A 20,672-nucleotide genomic window follows, 5' to 3' on the forward strand; every position below is an offset into this window, starting at 1 on the left:
CCGACGTCCTCTTCGCCATGCTCCGAGACGGCACCTACTACGATCCCCAACCTGCCCCATCACCTTGACCAAACCCATAGGGGCACCCCCCCGCGCCGGAATCCGTCAGTGGCTCGGTCTCGCGCTGCTCCTCCTGCCCGTCACCCTGATGACCGCCGACCTCGGTGTGCTCTGGCTCGCCACCCCCTACCTCGCCGCCGATCTGCTGCCCAGTGGCACCGAGGTGTTGTGGATCACCGACATCTACGGCCTGCTCACCGCCGGGACGCTGGTCGTCATGGGAACCCTCGGCGACCGGGTCGGGCGGCGCAGGCTGCTGCTGATCGGCTCGGCCGGGTTCGTGGTCGCCTCCGTGGTCGCGGCGTACGCGCAGGACCCGGGGACGCTCATCGCCGCGCGGGCCGTGCTCGGGGTGGCGGGGGCGGCCGTACTGCCCTCGACGCTCTCGCTGATCAGCCATATGTTCACCGACCCCCGGCAGCGGGCGACAGCCATCGCGATGTGGGTGACCGCGCTGTCCACGGGCCTGGCGGCCGGGCCCATCGTCGGCGGTGTCCTGCTGGAGCGGTGGTGGTGGGGCTCGGTCTTCCTGATCGGTGTGCCGGTGATGGTGCCGGTGCTGCTGGCCGCGCCGCTGCTGCTGCCCGAGTACCGGGACCCGAAGCCGGGCCGGCTCGATCTGCCAGCGTGGCCCTGTTCCTGACGGCCGTGCTGCCGCTGGTGCACGCGGTGAAGAAGATCGCCGAGCACGGTCCGAACGGTCCGGCGGCGCTGTCCACGGCGGTGGGCGCGGTCGCGGTCATAGCCTTCGTCCGACGCCAGAACCGGCTCGCGCACCCCCTCCTGGACCTTGCACTGTTCCGCCGCCGGGAGTTCACCGGGGCCCTGCTCACCCTGCTGCTGGGCATGACCGCGCTGAACGGCGTCGAGTACCTGGTACCGCAGTACCTCCAGGCGGTGGCCGGGCTGTCACCGCTGGAGGCCGGGCTGTGGCTGGTGCCGGGCGCGGCCGGACTGGTGGCGGGTTCCCAGCTGACCCCGCCGCTGGCCCGCGCAATGCGCCCGGCGTGGGTCCTGGCGGCGGGACTGGCGGTGTCGCTGATCGGCTACGGCGTGCTGATCGTCGCGACGGGAGTGGTGGCGACCTCGCTGGCCCTGACGGTGGTGATGTTCGGCGTCGCCCCGATCAGCGTCCTCGGTACGACCCTCGCGGTGAGCGCGGCCCCGGCACCCAAGGCGGGCGCCGCCGCCGCGACCGGCCAGACCGCATACGACCTCGGTCTCGCCCTCGGTATCGCGGTGACCGGTAGTCTGGCGGCGGCGGTGTACCGCGACCGTATGCCGGACGACGCCCCCGCCGAGGCGCGGGACACGGTCGGCGCCGCCCTCGCCGCGGCCCGGCGGCTCACCGACCCCGACCGGGCGGCGGCCCTCGCGGACACGGCCCGCGCCGCCTTCACCTCGGGCCTCCAGACCGCGGCGGCGGCCAGCGCCGTCCTGACGGTCGTGACGGCGGTGCTGGCCGGATGGCTGCTGCGCCACGTACCGCCGATCAGCGCGCCGGAGAAGGAGACGACAGAACCGGACGAGGCGCCGGCACCGATACCCACCCCCTGATCCCCCCGGCACCCGCAAAGAAGAGAAGAAACGAAAGAAGAGGAGTACGGGCTGGGCCGCGGCCACGGGATGGCCACGCTCCCCGGCGTCCGCGCGTCCACCCGGTCCCCTCACAGGGCGGGCAGAACCTCGATGGCCTGGACCGGCCTGGGGTGGAAGAGCCGCAGCCGCAGCACCCGCCCCCCGGTGTCGAGGGACATGAGCCAGGCCACGGACGGCGGGCAGTGTTCGGGGTCGGTGGCCGGGTTGAGGATGTCCATCTCCCAGATCACCAGCGACCTCCCGGCGACGGCATGGACCAGGCGCTGACGCACACCGTCCTCGATATCGCCGTCCATGGTGCGTACGAGGATGTCCCGGTCGGCGATCCGGTCCTGCCCCCGGAGCAGGGCGACCTCGGGTGACCAGCGCTCGGTGACCAGTGTGCCGAAGTGCCCGCGCTCGGCGGCGTCGAGGGTCTCACGGGCCTCGAAGCGGCTGGCGCGGACCCGCCGGCCGGTGTCGGAGTGCCCGGCGTCGGCGGTGGCGGCGAGGGCGGCGGCGAGCCTGACCCGCCCGAGGCTCAGCCGGCTGCGTACCGTCCCGACCGGCACTCCGCACGCCTGCGCGATCTGCTCGTACGAGGTGACCTGCTCGGTGAAGTGCCGCAGCACCAACGGCATCCGCAGGGCGGGGGAGAGTTCCTCCAGCGCCTCCCATATCCAGTCCCGCAGGGCGTTCTGCTCCAGCCACAGCGCCGGATCCGCGTCGTCGTCCGACGGCAGCCGGATGTCGTCCAGTGGCTCCAGGACCGCGGATCTGCGGAGCACGTTCCGGGAGGCGTTGCGCACGATCATGCGCAGCCATGCCCCGACGGATCCCGGTTCACGTACGCCACCGATCCGCCGGAGCGCGGTGAGCGCCGCGTCCTGCATCACGTCGTCGGCGTCCGCGCCCGGCCCCAGGATGCTCAGCGCCACCGCCCGCATCCCGGCCCGGTGCCGCTCCAGCAGCACCCCCAGCGCGGCGACTTCACCCGCCTGTGCGGCACGGGTCAGTGCCGCGTCCTCAAGCCGCTCGGCCTCGGCGACGGTCTCGGCCTCTGCCCACATCATGGATCCCTCAAGGAGTCGGTGACGGTCGTCCCCAACGTAGCGCGGCGGACCGCCAGGCGCCCCGCTCCCCGCACAGCGGATTCCGCCCTGGGCCCCTCCGGCTCGAGATGTGATGGCCATCACGCGATCCGGAGCGAACTTTGCGTCGCCGTGACCGTCCTGCCCATAACCCGGACAGGATCCGACAGAAACGCGAAGGTGAACGTGTGAACATCAACGAGACCGAAACCGAACAGGCCGCCGCCCTCGAACCGCTGCTCGCCAACTGCCGCGCCTACTGGCTCGGTTGGGGAACGCCAGAGAGCGCGTCCGAGAGCCCGTCCGCGAGCGCGTCGGAGAGCGCGTCCGAGAGCCTGTCCGGCGGCGACCATGGCGAACTCACCTACTACCGCACCGGACTCGCCGACGGCCAGCTCAACGGCGTTCTGCGGCTGACCGGTACCGATGAGCTGGAACAGGTCGTCAGTTACGCCACCGACCGGATGGCCGGGCTCCCCTGGATGTGGTGGGTGGGACCGGACAGCGCCCCGGACACCGCGCGGCGGCTCACCGAGCACGGAGCCGTCAAGCTCGGCGCCTCACCGGTCATGGCCATCCGCCTCGACCGCCTCGCCCCCGCCCCGGGCCCCGCGGACCTGAAGATAGAGACGGTCGAGGACGCTGAGGCGCTGTACGAGTGGGTCGAGGCGTTCACCACCGCGTTCGGCGTGACACCGGACATCATCGACGACGTGGCCCGCCTTGAGGCGGAACGCCCGGACTCCCCCCGGATCACCCGCTTCGCCGGCCGCCGCGACGGCCGCATAGTGGGAACCTCCCTGCTCTACGAGGCCCACGGAATCGCGGGCCTCTACGTCGTGAGCACCGACCCCGACCACCGCCGCCAGGGCATCGGAACGGCCCTCAGCACGGCGGCACTGACAGCGGGCCGCGAGCGCGGCCTGACCGTCGGCACCCTCCAGTCCAGCCCGCTGGGCGCGCTCGTGTACCCGCACATGGGGTTCGAGACGGTGGCCGAGTACGGGCTCTTCGGCTTCCCCGCGAGCTGAGGTCCTGGGGTCTCCGGTTCCCCGGTCCGCTCGGCGAGGTCGGCGAGATCGGCGAGGTCGGAAGCCTGACGACGTGAAGGCGATGAGTGGCAGGGGCGGCCCGACCAGCCGGGTGATCAGGCGTCGTGGCTCCCCGACAACACGGTCTACGCAGGGTTCAGCACCGTGAGCCACTCCGCTTCCCGGGGCCGGTACCCGTACCGGTCCCACAGGCCCGACACGATCGCCGGGGCGTGACGGGCTCCGTAGACGACGGCGACCCGGATCGGCTCGGTGGCGCGCTCGGTGTGGATCTCGCCGAGCGCGTCGAGCAGTCGCTGGTCGCGCCGGTCGGTCAGCGCGTGCTCGACGGGATCGTCGGCCAGCGTCTCGGCCCGCGCTGTCGACGGCAGGTCCTCGACGGCCAGGTCCTCGTTGAGGAAGGCGCGCGGGCCGCGCAGCGCGACGACCAGGCCCAGCACCGGGGCCGCGACCATGAGCATCAGATACGTCCACCGGGACAGGGACTTGAGGTCTTCGACCGCCTCCGCCGCCGTGACATCCGGGCGGACGACCGGCACGCCTTCCGGAAGCAGCAGATCGTCGTGCTGCTCCTGCAAGCCGTTGCGCCGCCGACGCGGGGCGAACCGGTACGCGAGGGTGAGGGCCCGCAGCCCGAGCGACTTCCCCCGGACGCCCTCAAGGACGATGAGGTCGCACTCCGCCAGCCGGAGGCGGACCTGGGAGTAGAAGGTGGGTGAAGCGGCGTGCAGCATGGGGAAGATCACGAACTCAAGTGGTGTCCCGCGTCGCCTCATCGTGATCACAGCGGAGCGGACGGCGTACCCGGTCACCTCGACGATCTGCATGGCTCCCCCGAACCTCGCCCGGTATCCCTTCACTTGTCCCAGGACACGAGCCCACGCGGGGCCGTGGTTCCCTCCCGGCGGTGACGCGCGCTGGACGGCAGCTCCTGGCGTCACCTGGCACGGCTGGTGTGCGCGGCGAGTCATGCCGACGCGGCTGTGGCCAATCGACCGGTAGGTCGGCCGGTCGGCCCTGTGGTTCTTCGGCGCCTGGACGCTGCTGCCGCTGCTGTCCATCGACGCGGCGGCACGGGATGCGGTGGAGGGGTCAGGGGCGGGAGGGGCCCGCCCTCGGCACCCGGCTTGCTGTGCCCGTACGCCGAAGTGGGCGCACCCGCTCCCGGCGCCTACGGCATACGTACCCCCGCATCCGCCGCCACTCCCCGCGCGGTACACATCACGAGCGGCACGGTACACATCCCGAGAGGCACGGCAGCCCCCGTGCCGACGGCCCCGCAGGCAGGCGGAAAGCGATCATGAGCGAGCACGACGACAGCACACCGGACGCAGCGAACGAACCGGCCGACGGATCCACCGTCACCTGTCTGGTGACCGGCGCCAGCGGCTACATCGGCGGGCGGCTGGTCCCCGAGCTGCTCGACGCGGGGTACCGGGTGCGCTGCCTGGTGCGCACCCCGGCCAAGCTGCGCGACCACCCCTGGGCCGACCGGGTGGAGATCGTGCGCGGCGATGTGACCGACCCCGGTTCGCTGGCGGAGGTGATGGACGGCATCGACGTCGCCTACTACCTGGTCCACGCCCTCGGCAGCGGCTCCGGCTTCGAGGAGACCGACCGCCGGGCGGCCCACGGCTTCGGCGCCGCGGCGCGCCGGGCCGGTGTCGGCCGCCTCGTCTACCTGGGCGCCCTCACCCCCCACTCCGTACCCGAGCGGGAACTGTCCCCGCATCTGCGCTCCCGCGCCGAGGTCGGCCGCATCCTGCTGGCCTCCGGGGTGCCGACGGCCGTACTGCGCGCCGCCGTGATCATCGGCTCCGGCTCGGCCAGCTTCGAGATGCTGCGTTATCTCACCGAACGGCTCCCGGCCATGGTCACCCCGCGCTGGGTGCGCACCCGCATCCAGCCGATCGCCGTACGGGACGTACTGCGTCTGCTCACCGGCTGCGCACGGCTGCCCGGCGACGTGAACCGGGCCTTCGACATCGGCGGCCCGGAAGTGCTGACCTACCGGGACATGATGCGCCGCTACGCCGCCGTCGCCGGACTGCCCCGGCGGCTGATCGTCCCCGTCCCCGTCCTCACCCCCGGCCTGTCCAGTCACTGGGTCGGACTCGTCACCCCCGTGCCCGCCTCGATCGCCCGGCCCCTGACGGAGTCCCTGCGCCACGAGGTGGTGTGCCGGGAGAACGACATCACCCGGTACGTGCCCGTCCCGGCCGGATACCCCCTCGGCTTCGACCGGGCCGTGGCCCTGGCGCTCCAGCGGATCAAGGACGCCGAGGTCACCACCCGCTGGTCGTCGGCAGCCGCCCCCGGCGCCCCCAGCGACCCGCTGCCCAGCGACCCCGACTGGGCGGGCGGCAGCCTCTACACGGACGTACGCGAACGCCCGGCGGACGTCGGCCCGGAGGCGCTGTGGGAGGTCGTTGAGGGCATCGGCGGCGAGAACGGCTGGTACTCCTTCCCGCTGGCCTGGGCGCTACGGGGCCGGCTCGACCGGATGGTCGGCGGGGTGGGCCTGCGCCGGGGCCGCCGCGACGCCCGGCGGCTGAGGGCCGGGGACAGCCTGGACTTCTGGCGGGTCGAGGAGATCCAGCGCCCCCGTCTGCTCCGGCTGCGCGCCGAGATGCGGCTGCCGGGCCTGGCCTGGCTGGAGATGCGGGTCGACGGCGACGGCCCCGTCCGCTACCGGCAGCGCGCGGTGTTCCATCCGCGCGGACTGCTCGGTCATATGTACTGGTGGGCCGTCTCCCCGTTCCACGCGGTCGTCTTCGGCGGCATGGCCCGCAATATCGCCCGGACGGCGGAACGGACGGCGGAACGGGCGGCGGGGTCGAGGTCGGGGCCGATGCCGGGTGGATCTGAGGGGGTCGCGTCCGAGACAGGCCCACCCGAGCCCCCGACCTCCCCGCCCGGTGCATCCAAGAAGGCGTCCACGGCGGAACAGTCAGGCATCCGCAGCCGTATCCGACGCCTCCTGGGAAGAAGCTGACGCCCATGCACGTCTCGGTCGTCCTGTTCACCGCCGATCTGCGCCTGCACGACCATCCGCCGCTGCGCGCGGCGCTGGACGCCGCCGACGCCGTCGTCCCGCTGTTCGTCCTGGACCCGGCCATCGAGGCCACCGGGTTCCCCGCGCCCAACCGCCGCGCCTTCCTGCACGACTGCCTCGCCGACCTCGACGCCTCCCTGCGCGAGCGCGGCGGCCGGCTCGTGGTGCGCCGGGGCGACAGCGTGGCGCAGGTGTGCCGGGCGGTGACCGAGGCCGACGCCTGCGAGGTGCACATGTCGGCCGGGCACAGCGCCTTCGCCGCCCACCGCGAGGAACGGCTGCGCACGGCCCTGGAGCGCACCGGCCGCCGGCTGTTCGTCCATGACGCCGTCACCGTCGCCGTCCCGCCCGGCGCGATCACCCCGGCCACCTCCGACCACTTCACCGTGTTCACCCCGTACCACCGCCACTGGGAGAGCACCCCGCTGCGGGCCGCCGTCGGAGCGCCGCGCCGGGTCCGCGTGCCCGACGAGGTGAGCGGCGAGGAGATCCCCCCGCTCACCGACACCGGTGTCTCGCCCGCCCTGCCACCCGGCGGCGAGGGCCCCGCCCGCGCCCAGGCCACCGCGTACTGGCGCAAGGGCCTGGACGCCTACGACGACACCCGCGACGACATGGGCGCGGACGCCACCTCCCGGTTCTCCGCCCACCTCCACTTCGGCACCCTGTCCCCGGTGGAACTGGTGCAGCGGGCCCGTCGGCACGGCGGCGCCGGGGCGCTGTCGTTCGTCCGGCAGCTCGCCTGGCGCGACTTCCACCGCCAGGTCCTCGCCGCCCGCCCGCACAGTGCCCACACCGACCTGCGCACCCAGCACGATCGCTGGCGCACCGAGGAGTCGGCCCGCGCCGACATCGACGCCTGGCGTGAGGGCCGCACCGGCTACCCCGTCGTCGATGCGGCCATGCGGCAACTGCGCGAGGAGGGCTGGATGCACAACCGGGCCCGGCTGCTGACCGCGAGCTTCCTCACCAAGACCCTGTACGTCGACTGGCGTATCGGCGCCGCCCACTTCCTGTACTGGCTGGTGGACGGCGATGTGGCCAACAACCAGCTCAACTGGCAGTGGATGGCGGGCACCGGCACCGACACCCGCCCCAACCGGGTCCTCAACCCGGTCACCCAGGCCAAGAAGTACGACCCGCGGGGTGTGTACGTCCACCGATGGGTGCCCGAACTGCGCGGCGTCGACGCCCCCCGCGTGCACGAGCCATGGCGACTGCCCGGCCTGGACCGCGCCGCCCTGGACTACCCCGACCCGGTCATCGCCCTCGCCGACGGCCTGGACCGCTTCCGCCGAGCGCGTGGGAAGCAGCCCTGACCCCTCACCCTTGTCGCGGAGGGACGAACCGCGGGACCCGTCCTCGCCCGAGGACATAAAGGCCCGAGGCCCCCGGATCATCCCTGGATCGACCCTGGAACAGCCCCGGATCATCCCTGGATCACCTCCGGATCGACCCTGGAACAGCCCCGGATCAACCCTGGAACAGCTCCAGTTCAACCCTGGGTCACCCTCAGATCACCCCTGCCGCACCGCCCCGGCGCACAGCCCCCTCCGCCCCCGACAGTCCGCCCAGCAACCGGACCGCCGACGCCAGACTCGCGCAGTGCGGGAACTCGACGGCGCCGCGACGCTCCCAGCCGGGTCCCGCAGGCAGCACGAGAGGCCGTCTGCGGGCACCGGAGGGCCCCCACTCCAGCCCCGCGACCCGCCGGGCGAGCGACAGTGACGCCGTGGAACGGGACTGGGCCCAGAGCACCACGGCCGCCGGACCCGTACGCCGGACACAGGCCAGCAATGCCTCCACCGGCACGGCGGCCCCCAGCATGCGGGTGGGCACTCCCGCCTCCTCCAGCGCCGCGTCCAGCGCCTCCAGGGGCAGCGAGTGCTGCTCGTCCGGCGCACAGGCGAGCAGCACCGGCGGCCCGGCCGCCCGGGACCCGTACGGGCGCGGCGCCAGCAGCGGCGCGCGCCGCAGCGCGGTGGAGATCTGCCACGACAGCAGATGCTCCACCTCCACATAACGATCGCCCGACGACTCCCACTTACGGCCGACCGCCCGCAGCGTGGGCACCATCACCTCCTCCCACGCCGTCACCAGCCCATGCTGCGCGACGGAGTCCAGCAGCCGCCCCGCCAACTCCACCGAGTCCAGCCGCACCGCGGCCCGCCCCAGCCCCCGGCACTCGCGGCGCACATCACCGAGCGGCAGCCCACTGCCGGCCCCGCCCCGCCGAGCGGCCTCCCGGGGCGGCGGCACGACCACCGAGGCCCCCGCCGCCCCACCCTCACCCCGCTTGAGCCGGGCCACCCGCGCGGCCTCGGCCGGAGGCACACCGTCCGCGGCCAGCCGGCACATCTCCTCGACCATGGCGAGATCGCCTGGCCCCCACCGCCGATGCCGTCCTTTCGAACGCAGGGCCGGTCCCAGCCCGTAGCGCCGGTCCCAGGAACGCAGCGTGGTGGGCGAGACCCCCAGCCGACGGGCCACCGCACCCGTGCTCAGCCCGGCGGCCCCGGCCTCGACCGCGTCACCCTCGTCGCTCATGCCAACCTCTCCGCCGGGCCGAACCGTACGCACGCGCCCACCCTACGGACCCATCCGATGCGATATCGATGCGAGTTGTCGCGCGCGCGACGCGCGGCGGATCCTCGGGGTGGCGCGGACCAGATGCGACACGGACGGCGGCGTACGGACTGCGAGGGAGGGGGAGAGCAGCGCGCGGACGCATGCCCGCAAGAGGGTCCCCCCACCGTCCACCCGAGGCCCACAACGCCCACGACGCTCACGACGCTCACGACGAGGAGAGATGCGGCCATGGATCGTGCCCCGGCGGCCCCCGGCCCCGCCACGGCAGTCGACGAACGGGCGTCGGCGCCTGGACCCCGGGCGGCGAACGGCCCTTCACCCGAAGGGGACGAGGCGGCCTGGACGGCGATGCACCGGCAGTGGGAGGGCCTGGTGCGCGGACTGGCCCGGAGGGCGCTCGGCGACCCGGGTGAGGCGGAGGATGTCGCCCAGCAGGTGTTCACCGCCGCCTGGCGCGGTCGGCGCGGATATGCCCCGGAACGCGGGACGGCCTCGGCCTGGCTCGTCGGCATCACCCGCCGCAAGGTCGCCGACGCCCTGGCCGCCCGTGCCCGCAGGGACCGCCTGACCGCAGCCGCAGCGGCGAACGGACTGGCCGCCGCGCCTGACCGCGAGGCCGGTGGCGGCCCGGACACGACCCTGGACCGCCTCGTCGTGGGCCACGCCCTGCGACGCCTGAACCACCCCCAGCGCCGGGTCCTCCACCTCGCCTACTACGAGGACCTCACCCAGACCCAGATCGCCGACATCACCGGCTGGCCCCTCGGCACGGTCAAGAGCCACACCCGCCGCGGCCTGGACCGGCTGCGGGTCTGCCTGGAGGACGACGGGGTGGTCACGGACTCCGGCACGGGCGGCTAGGAACGCGGGGGCGTCGAAGCGACCGGACCGACCGGGGATCCGGCACGGGAACGGCCGGAGAGCCGCCGTCCATGGGGGTGTTACCTTCCTCCCCGTGATGGAGACGGAGCACCAGGAAGAGACCAGGACCGCCTACGACGGCATCGTCGACGTGTATGTGTCGGCGTTCGCCAACCGACTGGAGACGCAACCGTTCGCGCGGAACATGATCGCCACCTTCGCCGAACTGGTACGAGGGACGGGGAACACGCGGGTGGCCGATGTCGGGTGCGGCCCCGGACATCTCACCGCCATGCTCAACGAATGGGGGCTGGACGCCTTCGGGATCGACCTCTCCCCGGCCATGGTCGCCCACGCCCGGCGGGCCCATCCGACGCTGACGTTCGACGAGGCCCGGATGGAAGCCCTTCCCGCCGAGGACGGCACGCTCGGCGGTGTCCTGGCCCACTACTCCATGATCCACACCCCTCCCGCAAAGCTTCCGGCGCTGCTCGCCGAGCAGGCGCGTGTCCTGGCGCCAGGGGGCCTGCTCATGGTCTCGTTCTTCGGGACCGACGGGCCCGAGCCGATCCGCTTCGACCACAAGGTGACCCCCGCCTACAGCTGGCCGGCGGACCAGCTCGCCGACCTGGTCGCCGGAGCCGGTTTCGACCCCTTCGCCCGGCTGCTCCACGACCCGGCCTCCGAACGGGGCTTCCTCGACTCCCACTTGCTGGCCCGCCGCACCTGAGGAACGGGCGTACGGCACCGTGCCGTACGCCCCGGGCTCAGATGCCCTGCGACGCCATCTCGATGATCGAGCGGTAGTAGGCCGCCGTCGAGACCACGCACGCCTTGTACTGCCGGTCACCGCTCAGGGCGAGGAAGTAGTCCCGGATGTTCTTCCAGTACGAGACGAGATAGCCGAGTCCGGGGCGGAAGCCCGGAGGCTTGGGCACCAGCGCGTAGGCCGCGGAACACTGGATGATCCGGTCCGTGGCCAGGGAGAGCACATCGGCGACCTCGGCGTTCATGTTCCAGCCCGCGGCCAGTTCCGGGGTCCAGATGGAGGCCGCGATCTCCCGGAGCTTCTCCTGCTCCTCCGGGGTGGGTTCGCTCAGCAGCGCCACCTCGGAGGCCGTGCGCTGGGCTTCGGACGGAGTGGCCTGCGCCTGACCGACGGCCCCGACGGCGAGCAACGCCGACGACACCGCCAGCGCGACCGACGAGACGAGTGCGTGTCTGCGGGTGAGGGCGCTCATGGGGTCCTCCTTCTGTCGCCCGCCGTGTCGACGGGACTCCATACCGTTAGGTGCCGCATGCACGCTGACACGCACCGCATCGCCCGTCAACGGGGCCTCGTCGGCCACACAGGCCCCGTCCGGCGGACTGGTCGCCGACCCTGGACCGGCACGGGGTGTGGAGCGGATCAGGTGAAGTGCGCCCCGCCGTCGATGAGGAACGACTGACCGTTGACGAACTCGCTGTCGCCGGAGAAGAGGAACGCGACCATGGCCGCGATGTCCTCCGGCCTGCCGAGCCGCGGCGACCGTACGTCCGCCAACGCCGTCTCCCGCATCGCGTCCGTCAGTGTGGCCAGGGCCGAGGCGGTGAGCGTGATGCCGGGGGAGACGAGGTTGCAGCGGACCCCCTGCTTCCCACCGAGGGTCGCGGTGTGCCGGGTCAGGCCGATGAGGCCGCTCTTCGCCGTCTGGTAGGCGACCATGATCGGCCGGCCTCCCCAGACCGCGCTCGACATGGTGTTGACGATCGATCCACTGCCCTGCCGCAGCATGACCGGCAGGGCGTGGCGGATGCCGAGCATGTATCCGGTGAGCACGGTGTCGATGGTGTGCTGCCAGATGTCCAGGGGGACCGTGGTGACATCGGTGTCCGCGCCCATGGTGGCCGGGGACAGATCGGCCGCCACGTTGTAGAGGCCGTCCAGGGCCCCGTAGGTGCGCACCGTGAAGCCGATGAGCGCCGCGTACGAGTCTTCGTCCGTGATGTCGAAGCCGCGGCCGGTCGCCTCGCCCCCGTTCGCCCTGATCTCTTCGGCCAGTTTCTCCGCGGCGGCTTCGTCGCGGTCGGCGACGACCACCGACATGCCCTCCTCGGCCAGGCGGACGGCGGTCGCCCCGCCGATGTTGCCCGGCGCACCGCCCGCGACGAGGGCCACCTTGTCCTTCAGTCCACGCATCGTGCTCTCCTCCTTGTGTGTCACTTCTCCGCACGCCGGGCCATGTGCCGCAGGAAGATCTCCCGCTCGCGGGCGAGTGCGTCCCGGACGGTCGGCCGGGCGCTCTCGCGCAGTGCGGCGGTGGCCGCGATCAGGGCCGGTCCGGGATGGCTCGCGAACTGCCGCGCCCACGCGACGGCGTGGTCGACGAATCCGTCGGCGGGCAGCACCGCGTTCAGCCATCCGGCCCGCAGGGCTTCCTCCGCGCCGAACTCGCGTCCGCCGAGGATCGCCTCGGCCGCGACGCCAGGCCCGACGAGGCGCGGCAGCCGGACCGAGCCGCCGCCTCCGGGGATGACTCCCGCCGGTACCTCCGACTGGCGCAGCCGGGCCCGTGGCGAGCCGACGCGCAGGGTGCAGGCCAGGGCGAGTTCGCTGCCGCCGCCCGCGGCGAGGCCGCCGATCGCGGCGATGGTGGGCTGTGGCTGCTCCGCGATGCGGTGGTAGGAGTCGAGGTACGCCTCAAGCCCAGGGGAGCGGATCGTGCCGTTCTCACCGGGGGTGAGCCAGTCCGGATGCCCGGACAGGTCACCGTGGTTGATGAAGTATCCGTCGTCTCCGCCGGTGATGACGATCACCTTCACCTGATCCGTCCGCTCGGCGAGCCCGTCGCACAGGGCGACGAGTTCGGCGAGCGACTCCGGGGTGTGGTGGTGCTCCGGCGGCCTGCGGAACGTCAGCAGGGCGATGGGGCCACGGTGTTCGAGGGTCCAGGAGCTGGATGTGGCGGGCGTGTTCACGCGGCGGCGGGTCGGCGCGTCGGGACGGGGCTGCCGCCGGGTCCGCTGTGGTTCTCGGGCATGTCTGTCCGTCTCCCTCGGTTCGATGGGTCGGCCGCCGGGTCGGCCGCCGCCATCGATTCTCACGAGCCCCGGCTCCCGCCACATCGGTCAGACGCCTGTCCCGACGCGGGTGCCGTGGGTGCTAGGTCGGATGACCTAGCACCACACCGGCGACCCGGACGGGAGGTGCTCACGGCTGCCCTGTTCAGTGGTCCGACTTCCCAACTTCCCAACTGCCCCACTGTTGAGTTGCTCAGCTGCTCAGTCGCTCGGCTGTCTGGACCGGACGGTTAGAGGTTCTTCTCCAGGGCGGCGCCCTCGGGGGGTGTGACGAGGGTGTTCCAGAGGGTGGTGGGGCCGGTGGTGTTGGCGGTGCGGAACTCCTCCCAGTACCACTGCGGGCCGAGGAGCTGCTTGACGCGGGGGATGATCTCGCCGTCGGGGCCCGCGTAGTAGCGGACACGCTCCGCGCGGCCGTCGGTGACGGCGCCGTAGATCACATCGGCGGCGACGGAGGGCTCGGAGCCGAAGGACGCCTGCGGGGTGTCGAAGAACGCCTGGAGGCCGGCGTCGTAGTCGGACGGGGCGTTCTGGGCGATGTCCATCTTGGAGAAGATCCGGGTGTTGTGGCTGCCGGGGAAGACGGCCTTGACGGAGATGCCGAAGGGGGCGAGTTCGATGTTGAGGCCCTCGCTGAGGGTGGCGACGGCGGCCTTGGAGGCGGCGTAGACGGAGGTGTAGGGGTAGCCCTGCTCGGCGCTGATGGAGGAGAGGTTGACGACGACGCCGGTGCGGCGGGCGCGGAAGTGGGGGAGGAAGGCCCGGGTGAGGGCGATGAGTCCGAAGACATTGGTCTGGAACTGGCGGTGGATCTGGTCGGAGGTGGATGCCTCCAGGGGGCCCATCTGGTAGTAGCCGGCGTTGTTGACCAGGGCGTCGACCGTGCCGAACTGGGCGATGGCCTGCTCGGCGAAGGCGGCGTCGGCGCTCTCGTCGTTGACGTCCAGGAGGAGGGTGCGGACGTGGTCGAGTCCGTCGTGGACCTTGAGGTCGGTGTCCTTGCGGACGGTGGCGACGACGTTCCAGCCCTCGGAGTGGAACCTCTCGACGGTGGCGCGGCCGATGCCGGACGCGGTGCCGGTGATGACGACGGTGCGGTTCATGATCGTGCCTTTCGGTGGGGTGCGCTCGCGCAGAACGGCATCGCCGGCGCCCGCGTCGACCGCATCACCACCACGGCGGGCGTCAACAACGCCCTCCTCTACCGCTACTTCGGCAGCAAGCTCGACCTCTTCGACACCGTCTACACCCGCCTCGTCACCGAGACCGTCGACGACGTCCCCCTCGACCCCCGGGACCTCACCGGCTACACCGCCGCCCTCTTCGACTACTACGTCGGCCACCCCGAGGTCGTCCGCCTCACCGCCTGGCGCCAGCTGGAACGCCCCGATCACCCCCTGCCCGTGATCGTCACCGACAGCTACCAGGACAAGACCGACCGCATCGCCGCGGCGCAGAGGGACGGCGCGATCCCCGACCGCGTCCCCGCCGACGAACTCCTCGCCCTCGTCATCCACCTCTCCCTCAGCAACACCACGCTCGGCCTCAGCGTCGACACTCCGATCGACCACACCCGACGCCGGGAAACCATCACGGAGGCGGTACGCGCGCTGCTGGCGCCGTAGTGACCGACCGCCCTCGCGCGGGCTCGACCACGCGCAGGCTCTGCCTCGGTCCGTGCCCTGATTGCCGAGGCACGCCGGCCTGAGGGAGGGGCGCGGGCGGCCGGGCGAACGCGACGGCACCGGACCATTCGCCGCCCTACGCCCGAGAAGTCGACGTCTCCTCGTCGGCGGCGGGGGCGCGGTCCGCGAAGGTGAGCAGGAGTTCCGTCGTGTGCCGGATGTGGTCGCACAGGGCAGTGCTGGCCGACTCGGGGTCCCGGGCGAGCGCGGCGTCCAGCAGGGCGCGGTGCTCGGCGGCGAGGTCGCGGCCGGGCTCGCCCCCGAGTGGCTGGGACCAGCGGCGGTACAGCTCGGCTTCGTCCCGCAGTCCCAGTGCGATCTGGAGGAGGCGCCGGTTGCCGCAGCCGTCCAGCAGGGCCGTGTGGAAGGCGGCGTGGGCCGTCGACCAGTGGTCGGTGATGCGGCTCTCGTCTCCGGGCGCGGTGTAGGGCGTGCGCTCCAGGGTGTGGTGGGCCGCGACCAGCCGGGACTCCCAGGACAGGTCTCCCTCGGCGATCGAGCGGCGCAGGACGAGCGTCTCCAGCTCGGTGCGTGCGTCGGTCAGCTCGGTGAGGGTCTCCGGGGACAGAGGTGTCACGACGAAGCCCTGATGGGGTTCGGACCGGACGAGGCCCTGCTCGGCCAGACGGACGAGAGCCTCCCGGAGAACGCTCACGCTGGCGTCGTAGCGCGCGCCGAGCACCGGGAACTTCAGCCGGGCCCCCGGCAGCAGCCGCCCGCTGAGGATGTCGGCCCGCAGCCGAGCCCGTACGTCGTCACCGAGAGTCTGCTTCCCGCCTGTGGCCGCCATGGCCGGAAGATTAGCCTCGCATCGAATCCTAGGCAAACTTTCGAAAGTTTATTGACCTGTCGAATCTGTCGCGTTACAACGGTGAGCACGCTCCCCGGCGACCGTGCCGGGGGCGAGTCACCCACGGAGTGTGTGTATGCGTATCGCCAATGTGTCCGGCCGGTCGGCGCTGCTGACCGAGGACGGCTGGGCCGATGTCGAGCGGGCCAGCCGAGGGCTGTTCCCGGCGGATCCGCAGCGGCTCTATGAGCGCTGGGACGAGTTCCGCGACTGGGCGGCCCCGGCCCGGCCCGAGCCCGATGTGGTGCCTGCCGGACCCGCACTGGGCTCTCCCGCTCCCCGCCCCCGCCAGCTTCTGGCGATCGGCCTGAACTACCGCGACCACGCCGAGGAGTCGGGGTTCGCCCTGCCCGAGCATCCACCGGTGTTCACCAAGTTCACCTCGTCGATCACAGGTCCCTACGGCGACATCGTCCTGCCCGACGGGAGCGTCGACTGGGAGGTGGAGCTGGTCGTGGTCATGGGGCGGCGGGCCTGGCGGGTGAGCGAGGAGCGGGCCTGGGAGCATGTCGCGGGACTGACGGTCGGGCAGGATCTCTCCGAGCGGGACTTGCAGCTCGCGGGTCCGGCTCCCCAGTTCAGCCTGGGCAAGTCGCATCCGGGGTTCGGCCCCATGGGGCCTTGGCTGGTCACCCCGGACGAGGTCGGCGACCCGGACGATCTGGAACTCGGCTGTGCCGTCGGCGGCGTGGAGATGCAGAAGGGCCGCACCTCCGACCTGATCTTCCCGGTCTCGGCGCTGATCGCCCGCCTCTCCGCCGTGATGCCGCTGCTGCCCGGCGATGTCATCTTCACGGGTACCCCGGCCGGGGTGGGCCTCGGCCGTCGGCCGCAGCGCTTTCTCGCCGATGGCGATGAGCTGGTCAGCTATGTCGAGGGCGTGGGGGAGATGCGGCACCGGTTGGTGCGGAACGCCGGGGTGGTCCGCTGATCCGGATTGCCGAGGTGGTCCACTGCCCCGGACCTCGGCGGCGCCCGCCTCCACTCCGGCCGAGCCGCCGCCGGTCGAGCCGTCGCCTCGTTCGTGTCGTCCCGCACTGAGGAATACGGCCGTCCCCTCACCTGTTAGATTCATGCGCAATCAAGAAGATGGCCCGCTTCGGCAGGCGGGCGCCGGATGTGTGCGGGCGAGCGAGCGCGCGATTCGGCAATCAGCGAAAGAATCTCCAACTTTCGAATCTCTATTGACTCATCGAATCTGCTGCCGTACACATATGACACCTGAATAAACGAATGGTGCATACGGACCCCCGAGGCGCTGCGAGCCGCACCCCGCCCCGCGCTTCTGCCCAGACCCCCATTCCCCAGGCCCGCCCCTGCCCGCCCCCGGCGTTCCGAGCCTGTTCCAGCCCACTTCAGTCCACTTCAGCCCACTTCATTCCACGGCAGCCACAGCCATCCCTAAGGAGTGCGGAACGATGCCGCTCCACCGGCTCAACTCACTTGTGATCGGAGTCCCCGACGTCGCCGCGACGACGGCCTACTACTCCGACTTCGGACTGACCCGGCACACCGACGGATGGTTCTCCACCCGCGACGCCGGGCGGCAGCTGAAGATCGTGTCGGCGCCGACCCGCCGTCTGATCGAGGTCAGCATCGGTGTCGACGACTCCGACGACCTCGACCGGATCGCCCGCCGACTCACCCGGCTCGGCCTCGCCGCGCACCGCGCGGGCGGCACCCTGACCACCGAGGAGCCCATCGCCGGGTTCCGTGCCGTGGTTCGCGTCGCCGCCCGGATCGTCCAGGACGAGGAGCCGCCGACGCCGTACAACGGCCCAGGGCGGGTCGAGCGCCGACCCGGGCGGGCTCCCGGACTGCTCAGGCAGCACCCCGTCCGGCCGCGCAAGCTCGGACATGTCGTCGTCGGGTCGACCGATCACGAAGCCACCATGCGGTTCTTCACGGAGGGAATCGGCTTCAGGATCAGCGACTACATCAAGGGCCACGGCGCGTTCCTGCGCTGCTCCACCGACCACCACAACGTTCTCGTTCTCGGCGCCCCCGTGAATTTCCTGCACCACACCTCCTGGCAGGTCGAGGACATCGACGAGGTCGGCCGAGGCGCCTTCGCCATGCTGGAGCAGCATCCGGAGCGCCATGTGTGGGGCCTGGGCCGGCACCACGCCGGCTCGAACTTCTTCTGGTACCTGAAGGACCCGGCGGGCAACTTCTCCGAGTACTACTCCGACATGGACACCATCCCGGAGGACCAGCTCTGGACGCCCGAGGCCCTCGAAGGAGCCAAGGGCCTCTTCAACTGGGGTCCGCCGCCGCCCCCGTCCTTCCTGCACCCGGATGACCTGGCCGATCTCATGACCGGCGCGCACCACTCCCTGTGACCCCGCCCCGGCACGGTCCCGTCCCCCGCGCGACCCCGCCCGCTCCCGCGATACCCACCCCCCGTCCGTAGAGAGGCCGAACCGCTCATGCGCACCCTTGAGACCGATGTACTCGTCGTCGGAGCCGGACCGGCGGGCCTGACCGCCGCCGCGCTCCTGGCCCGGTCCGGCGTGGACGCCGTCACCGTCTCCCGCCATCCCGGCACCGCGCACACCCCCCGCGCCCACATCACCAACCAGCGTGCCATGGAGGTCTTCCGCGACCTAGGTGTCGAGGAACGCGTCCTCGCGGTCGCCACCCCCGCCCACCTGATGGGCGACAACATCTGGGCGACCAGCTTCGCGGGGCGGGAACTCGCCCGGATGAAAGCATGGGGCACCGGCCTCTCCCGCAAGGCCGACTACGAGGCGGCCAGCCCCTGCGCGATGGTGAACGTCGGCCAGCATCTGCTGGAACCGATCCTTCTGGAGGCCGCCCGGGAGCAGACGGCGGACATCCGGTTCTCCACCGAACTGCTGGACATCACCCAGGACGCGGACGCCGTCCACGCCACCGTCCGCGACCGTGCCACCGGCGAGGAGTACCGCGTCGACGCACGGTACGCGATCGGCGCGGACGGCGGACGCAGCACGGTCGCGGAGCGGCTCGGCGTCCCGATGGAAGGCCGGACCGGACTGGGCCACGCCGTCAATGTCTGGCTGGAGGCCGACCTCACCAAGTACCGCGCCCACCGCCCCGGAACGCTCTTCTTCACCATCCAGCCCGGCAAGGACTTCTGGCTCGGCGCCGGCACCTACATCTGCGTCAAACCCTGGACCGAGTGGGTGCTGATCGTGATGTACGACCCGGCCGTGGAACAGATCGACCTCAGTGAGGCGGCGATGCTCGAACGCGCCCAGGCCACCATCGGTGACCCCGGTGTGCGGATACGCATCAAGGACATCAGCCAGTGGCAGCTGAACCACGTCCTGGCCACCCGCTACCGCACCGGACGGGTGTTTCTCGCCGGTGACGCGGCTCACCGGCACCCTCCGGCCAACGGCCTGGGCAGCAACACCTCCGTGCAGGACTCCTACAACCTGGCCTGGAAGCTCGCCCTGGCCGTCCAGGGCAGGGCGGGCGACCGGCTGCTCGACACCTATCACGACGAACGGCACCCGGTCGGCAGACAGGTCGTGGACCGGGCGATGGAGAGCGTGGGGCTCGCCGGAAGGCTCCCCGCGGCACTGGGCATCCGCGCCGGTCAGAGCGACCAGGAGGGCGCCCAGGCCCTCGCGGAGTACTTCGCCCCGACCCAGGAGGGCCGGGCCCGGCGCGACGAGGTGACCGCCGCCCTCGCGGCGAACGACCACCATTTCAACGCGCACGGTGTGGAACTGGGCCAGCACTACCGCTCCGGCGCGGTCGTTCCCGACGGTACCCAGGAACCGCCCCCCACCCGCGACCCCCAGCTCTTCCACCGCCCCACCACACACCCCGGCGCGAGCCTGCCCCACGCCTGGCTCGAACACGACGGCCGGGGACTGTCCACCCTCGACCTCGTTGGCCAGGACCGCTTCACCCTGCTCACCGGGATGGGCGGAGCGCCATGGCTGGCCGCAGCGGACAAGGCCGCCGCCGAACTCGGCGTGGAGATCACGGCCCGCCCCATAGGCCGCGGCCAGCCCTACGACGATGTCTATGGCGACTGGGCACGACTCAGTGGCATCACGGACGACGGTTGCCTCCTGGTCCGGCCGGACCGGCACATCGCCTGGCGGTCGGACCGGCTCACCGACGATCCCGCGCACACGCTGCGCCATGTCATGCGCCGCGTACTGGCTCTGGACTGACCGCTCACAAGGAGAACCCACCATGGACACCGGCCTGCTCATTCTGCGTCTGCTGCTCGGCGGACTGCTCCTCGGCCACGGCGCGCAGAAGATGTTCGGATGGTTCGGGGGCCACGGCCCCGAGGGAACCGCCCCCGTCTTCGAGACCTGGGGCTTCCGGCCGGGCAGGCCCCTCGTCCTGCTCGCCGCGGCCTGCGAGCTGACCGCCGCCCTCGCCCTGCTCCTGGGCCTGCTGTTCCCCCTCGGATCGGCCATCGCACTGGGCACGATGATCGCCGCCGGTTCCGTCAACGCCTCCCACGGCCTATGGGCACAGGCCGGCGGCTTCGAGATCCCCCTGGTGTACGGCGCCATGGCCGCGGGACTCGCCTTCACCGGCCCGGGGGAGTGGTCCCTCGACCACGCCATCGGCTGGGACCAGCTGACGGGCACGGGCTGGGCCTCGGCGTCCGTCGCCCTGGGAGCCGTCACCGGCCTCCTCGCCGTCACCAGGGCCCGACGCAACCTGTCACGGACTCCGGCCTAGGGCGTGTCCGCAATGTCAGGTGGGGAGCCATAGTCGCAGGCAGGCGAGGGTGACCAGGGCTTGGTAGTGGTGGGCTCGTTTGTCGTAGCG

The 20,672-nt window shown here is 71.9% G+C and carries 18 protein-coding genes and 1 pseudogene; 11 read left to right on the forward strand and 8 right to left on the reverse strand.

Features of this window, described 5'->3' with window-relative positions; translation table 11 throughout:
• Positions 1 to 148 precede the first annotated feature (148 nt).
• Positions 149 to 1,617, forward strand: a pseudogene (locus tag ABZX40_RS40825) (MFS transporter).
• A 110-nt stretch (positions 1,618 to 1,727) separates the two neighbouring features.
• Here ABZX40_RS40825 and ABZX40_RS40830 read toward each other — a convergent pair.
• Positions 1,728 to 2,711 (reverse strand): sigma-70 family RNA polymerase sigma factor, encoded by a 984-nt coding sequence (locus tag ABZX40_RS40830; protein WP_355750934.1) that lies wholly within the window; start codon positions 2,709 to 2,711, stop codon positions 1,728 to 1,730.
• Between the two features lie 206 nt (positions 2,712 to 2,917).
• Between ABZX40_RS40830 and ABZX40_RS40835 the strand changes: the two genes are divergently transcribed.
• Positions 2,918 to 3,760, forward strand: coding sequence for a GNAT family N-acetyltransferase (locus tag ABZX40_RS40835; RefSeq protein WP_355750937.1), 843 nt, complete (start codon positions 2,918 to 2,920; stop codon positions 3,758 to 3,760).
• A gap of 146 nt (positions 3,761 to 3,906) precedes the next feature.
• On the opposite strand, the gene ABZX40_RS40840 is transcribed toward ABZX40_RS40835, so the two are convergent.
• Entirely contained in the window at positions 3,907 to 4,608 is a 702-nt protein-coding gene (locus ABZX40_RS40840) for a hypothetical protein (protein WP_355750939.1), read from the reverse strand.
• Positions 4,609 to 5,081: 473 nt separating this feature from the next.
• Between ABZX40_RS40840 and ABZX40_RS40845 the strand changes: the two genes are divergently transcribed.
• Positions 5,082 to 6,776 carry an SDR family oxidoreductase gene (locus ABZX40_RS40845; RefSeq protein WP_355750942.1) on the forward strand — a complete coding sequence of 565 codons (1,695 nt, stop codon included), beginning with the start codon at positions 5,082 to 5,084 and terminating at the stop codon, positions 6,774 to 6,776.
• A gap of 5 nt (positions 6,777 to 6,781) precedes the next feature.
• Positions 6,782 to 8,155, forward strand: coding sequence for a deoxyribodipyrimidine photo-lyase (locus ABZX40_RS40850; protein WP_355750945.1), 1,374 nt, complete (start codon positions 6,782 to 6,784; stop codon positions 8,153 to 8,155).
• A gap of 193 nt (positions 8,156 to 8,348) precedes the next feature.
• On the opposite strand, the gene ABZX40_RS40855 is transcribed toward ABZX40_RS40850, so the two are convergent.
• Complete coding sequence (locus ABZX40_RS40855; protein ID WP_355750947.1) at positions 8,349 to 9,383, reverse strand: MerR family transcriptional regulator; 1,035 nt, start codon at positions 9,381 to 9,383, stop codon at positions 8,349 to 8,351.
• Positions 9,384 to 9,653: 270 nt separating this feature from the next.
• Here ABZX40_RS40855 and ABZX40_RS40860 point away from each other — a divergent pair, with 270 nt between their 5' ends.
• Together ABZX40_RS40860 and ABZX40_RS40865 are read left to right on the forward strand one after the other, a co-directional pair.
• Positions 9,654 to 10,286 (forward strand): sigma-70 family RNA polymerase sigma factor, encoded by a 633-nt coding sequence (locus ABZX40_RS40860; protein ID WP_355750949.1) that lies wholly within the window; start codon positions 9,654 to 9,656, stop codon positions 10,284 to 10,286.
• Between the two features lie 97 nt (positions 10,287 to 10,383).
• Entirely contained in the window at positions 10,384 to 11,016 is a 633-nt protein-coding gene (locus ABZX40_RS40865; RefSeq protein ID WP_355750974.1) for a class I SAM-dependent methyltransferase, read from the forward strand.
• Positions 11,017 to 11,053: 37 nt separating this feature from the next.
• Here the strand turns inward: ABZX40_RS40865 and ABZX40_RS40870 are convergent, their stop codons facing one another.
• The 4 genes from ABZX40_RS40870 to ABZX40_RS40885 all read right to left on the reverse strand — a co-directional run bounded on the left by ABZX40_RS40870 (position 11,054) and on the right by ABZX40_RS40885 (position 14,449).
• Positions 11,054 to 11,527, reverse strand: a complete 474-nt coding sequence (locus ABZX40_RS40870) for a hypothetical protein (protein ID WP_355750951.1) — start codon at positions 11,525 to 11,527, stop codon at positions 11,054 to 11,056.
• A gap of 167 nt (positions 11,528 to 11,694) precedes the next feature.
• Entirely contained in the window at positions 11,695 to 12,465 is a 771-nt protein-coding gene (locus ABZX40_RS40875) for an SDR family oxidoreductase (protein ID WP_355750954.1), read from the reverse strand.
• Between the two features lie 20 nt (positions 12,466 to 12,485).
• Positions 12,486 to 13,244: an enoyl-CoA hydratase/isomerase family protein gene (locus ABZX40_RS40880; protein ID WP_355750957.1), complete on the reverse strand. Its 759-nt coding sequence runs from the start codon at positions 13,242 to 13,244 to the stop codon at positions 12,486 to 12,488.
• Positions 13,245 to 13,576: 332 nt separating this feature from the next.
• A complete protein-coding gene (locus ABZX40_RS40885; RefSeq protein ID WP_355750959.1) occupies positions 13,577 to 14,449 on the reverse strand; it encodes an SDR family oxidoreductase in 873 nt (290 codons plus the stop codon).
• Between ABZX40_RS40885 and ABZX40_RS40890 the strand changes: the two genes are divergently transcribed.
• The gene (locus ABZX40_RS40890; RefSeq protein WP_355750961.1) at positions 14,381 to 14,971 is read left to right on the forward strand and encodes a TetR family transcriptional regulator; all 591 of its coding nucleotides are present in this window, start codon (positions 14,381 to 14,383) and stop codon (positions 14,969 to 14,971) included. The genes ABZX40_RS40885 and ABZX40_RS40890 overlap by 69 nt on opposite strands.
• A 136-nt stretch (positions 14,972 to 15,107) precedes the next feature.
• On the opposite strand, the gene ABZX40_RS40895 is transcribed toward ABZX40_RS40890, so the two are convergent.
• The gene (locus ABZX40_RS40895) at positions 15,108 to 15,821 is read right to left on the reverse strand and encodes a GntR family transcriptional regulator (RefSeq protein WP_355750964.1); all 714 of its coding nucleotides are present in this window, start codon (positions 15,819 to 15,821) and stop codon (positions 15,108 to 15,110) included.
• A gap of 136 nt (positions 15,822 to 15,957) precedes the next feature.
• Between ABZX40_RS40895 and ABZX40_RS40900 the strand changes: the two genes are divergently transcribed.
• The 4 genes from ABZX40_RS40900 to ABZX40_RS40915 all read left to right on the forward strand — a co-directional run bounded on the left by ABZX40_RS40900 (position 15,958) and on the right by ABZX40_RS40915 (position 20,582).
• Complete coding sequence (locus ABZX40_RS40900; RefSeq protein WP_355750965.1) at positions 15,958 to 16,812, forward strand: fumarylacetoacetate hydrolase family protein; 855 nt, start codon at positions 15,958 to 15,960, stop codon at positions 16,810 to 16,812.
• Between the two features lie 487 nt (positions 16,813 to 17,299).
• Positions 17,300 to 18,223 carry a VOC family protein gene (locus ABZX40_RS40905; RefSeq protein WP_355750968.1) on the forward strand — a complete coding sequence of 308 codons (924 nt, stop codon included), beginning with the start codon at positions 17,300 to 17,302 and terminating at the stop codon, positions 18,221 to 18,223.
• Positions 18,224 to 18,310: 87 nt separating this feature from the next.
• A complete protein-coding gene (locus ABZX40_RS40910; protein ID WP_355750970.1) occupies positions 18,311 to 20,056 on the forward strand; it encodes an FAD-dependent monooxygenase in 1,746 nt (581 codons plus the stop codon).
• A 22-nt stretch (positions 20,057 to 20,078) separates the two neighbouring features.
• Positions 20,079 to 20,582: a DoxX family membrane protein gene (locus ABZX40_RS40915; protein WP_355750972.1), complete on the forward strand. Its 504-nt coding sequence runs from the start codon at positions 20,079 to 20,081 to the stop codon at positions 20,580 to 20,582.
• The last annotated feature ends 90 nt before the right edge of the window (positions 20,583 to 20,672 follow it).

The sequence above is a fragment of the Streptomyces sp. NPDC004610 genome, from assembly GCF_040609715.1.
Classification (GTDB): domain Bacteria; phylum Actinomycetota; class Actinomycetes; order Streptomycetales; family Streptomycetaceae; genus Streptomyces.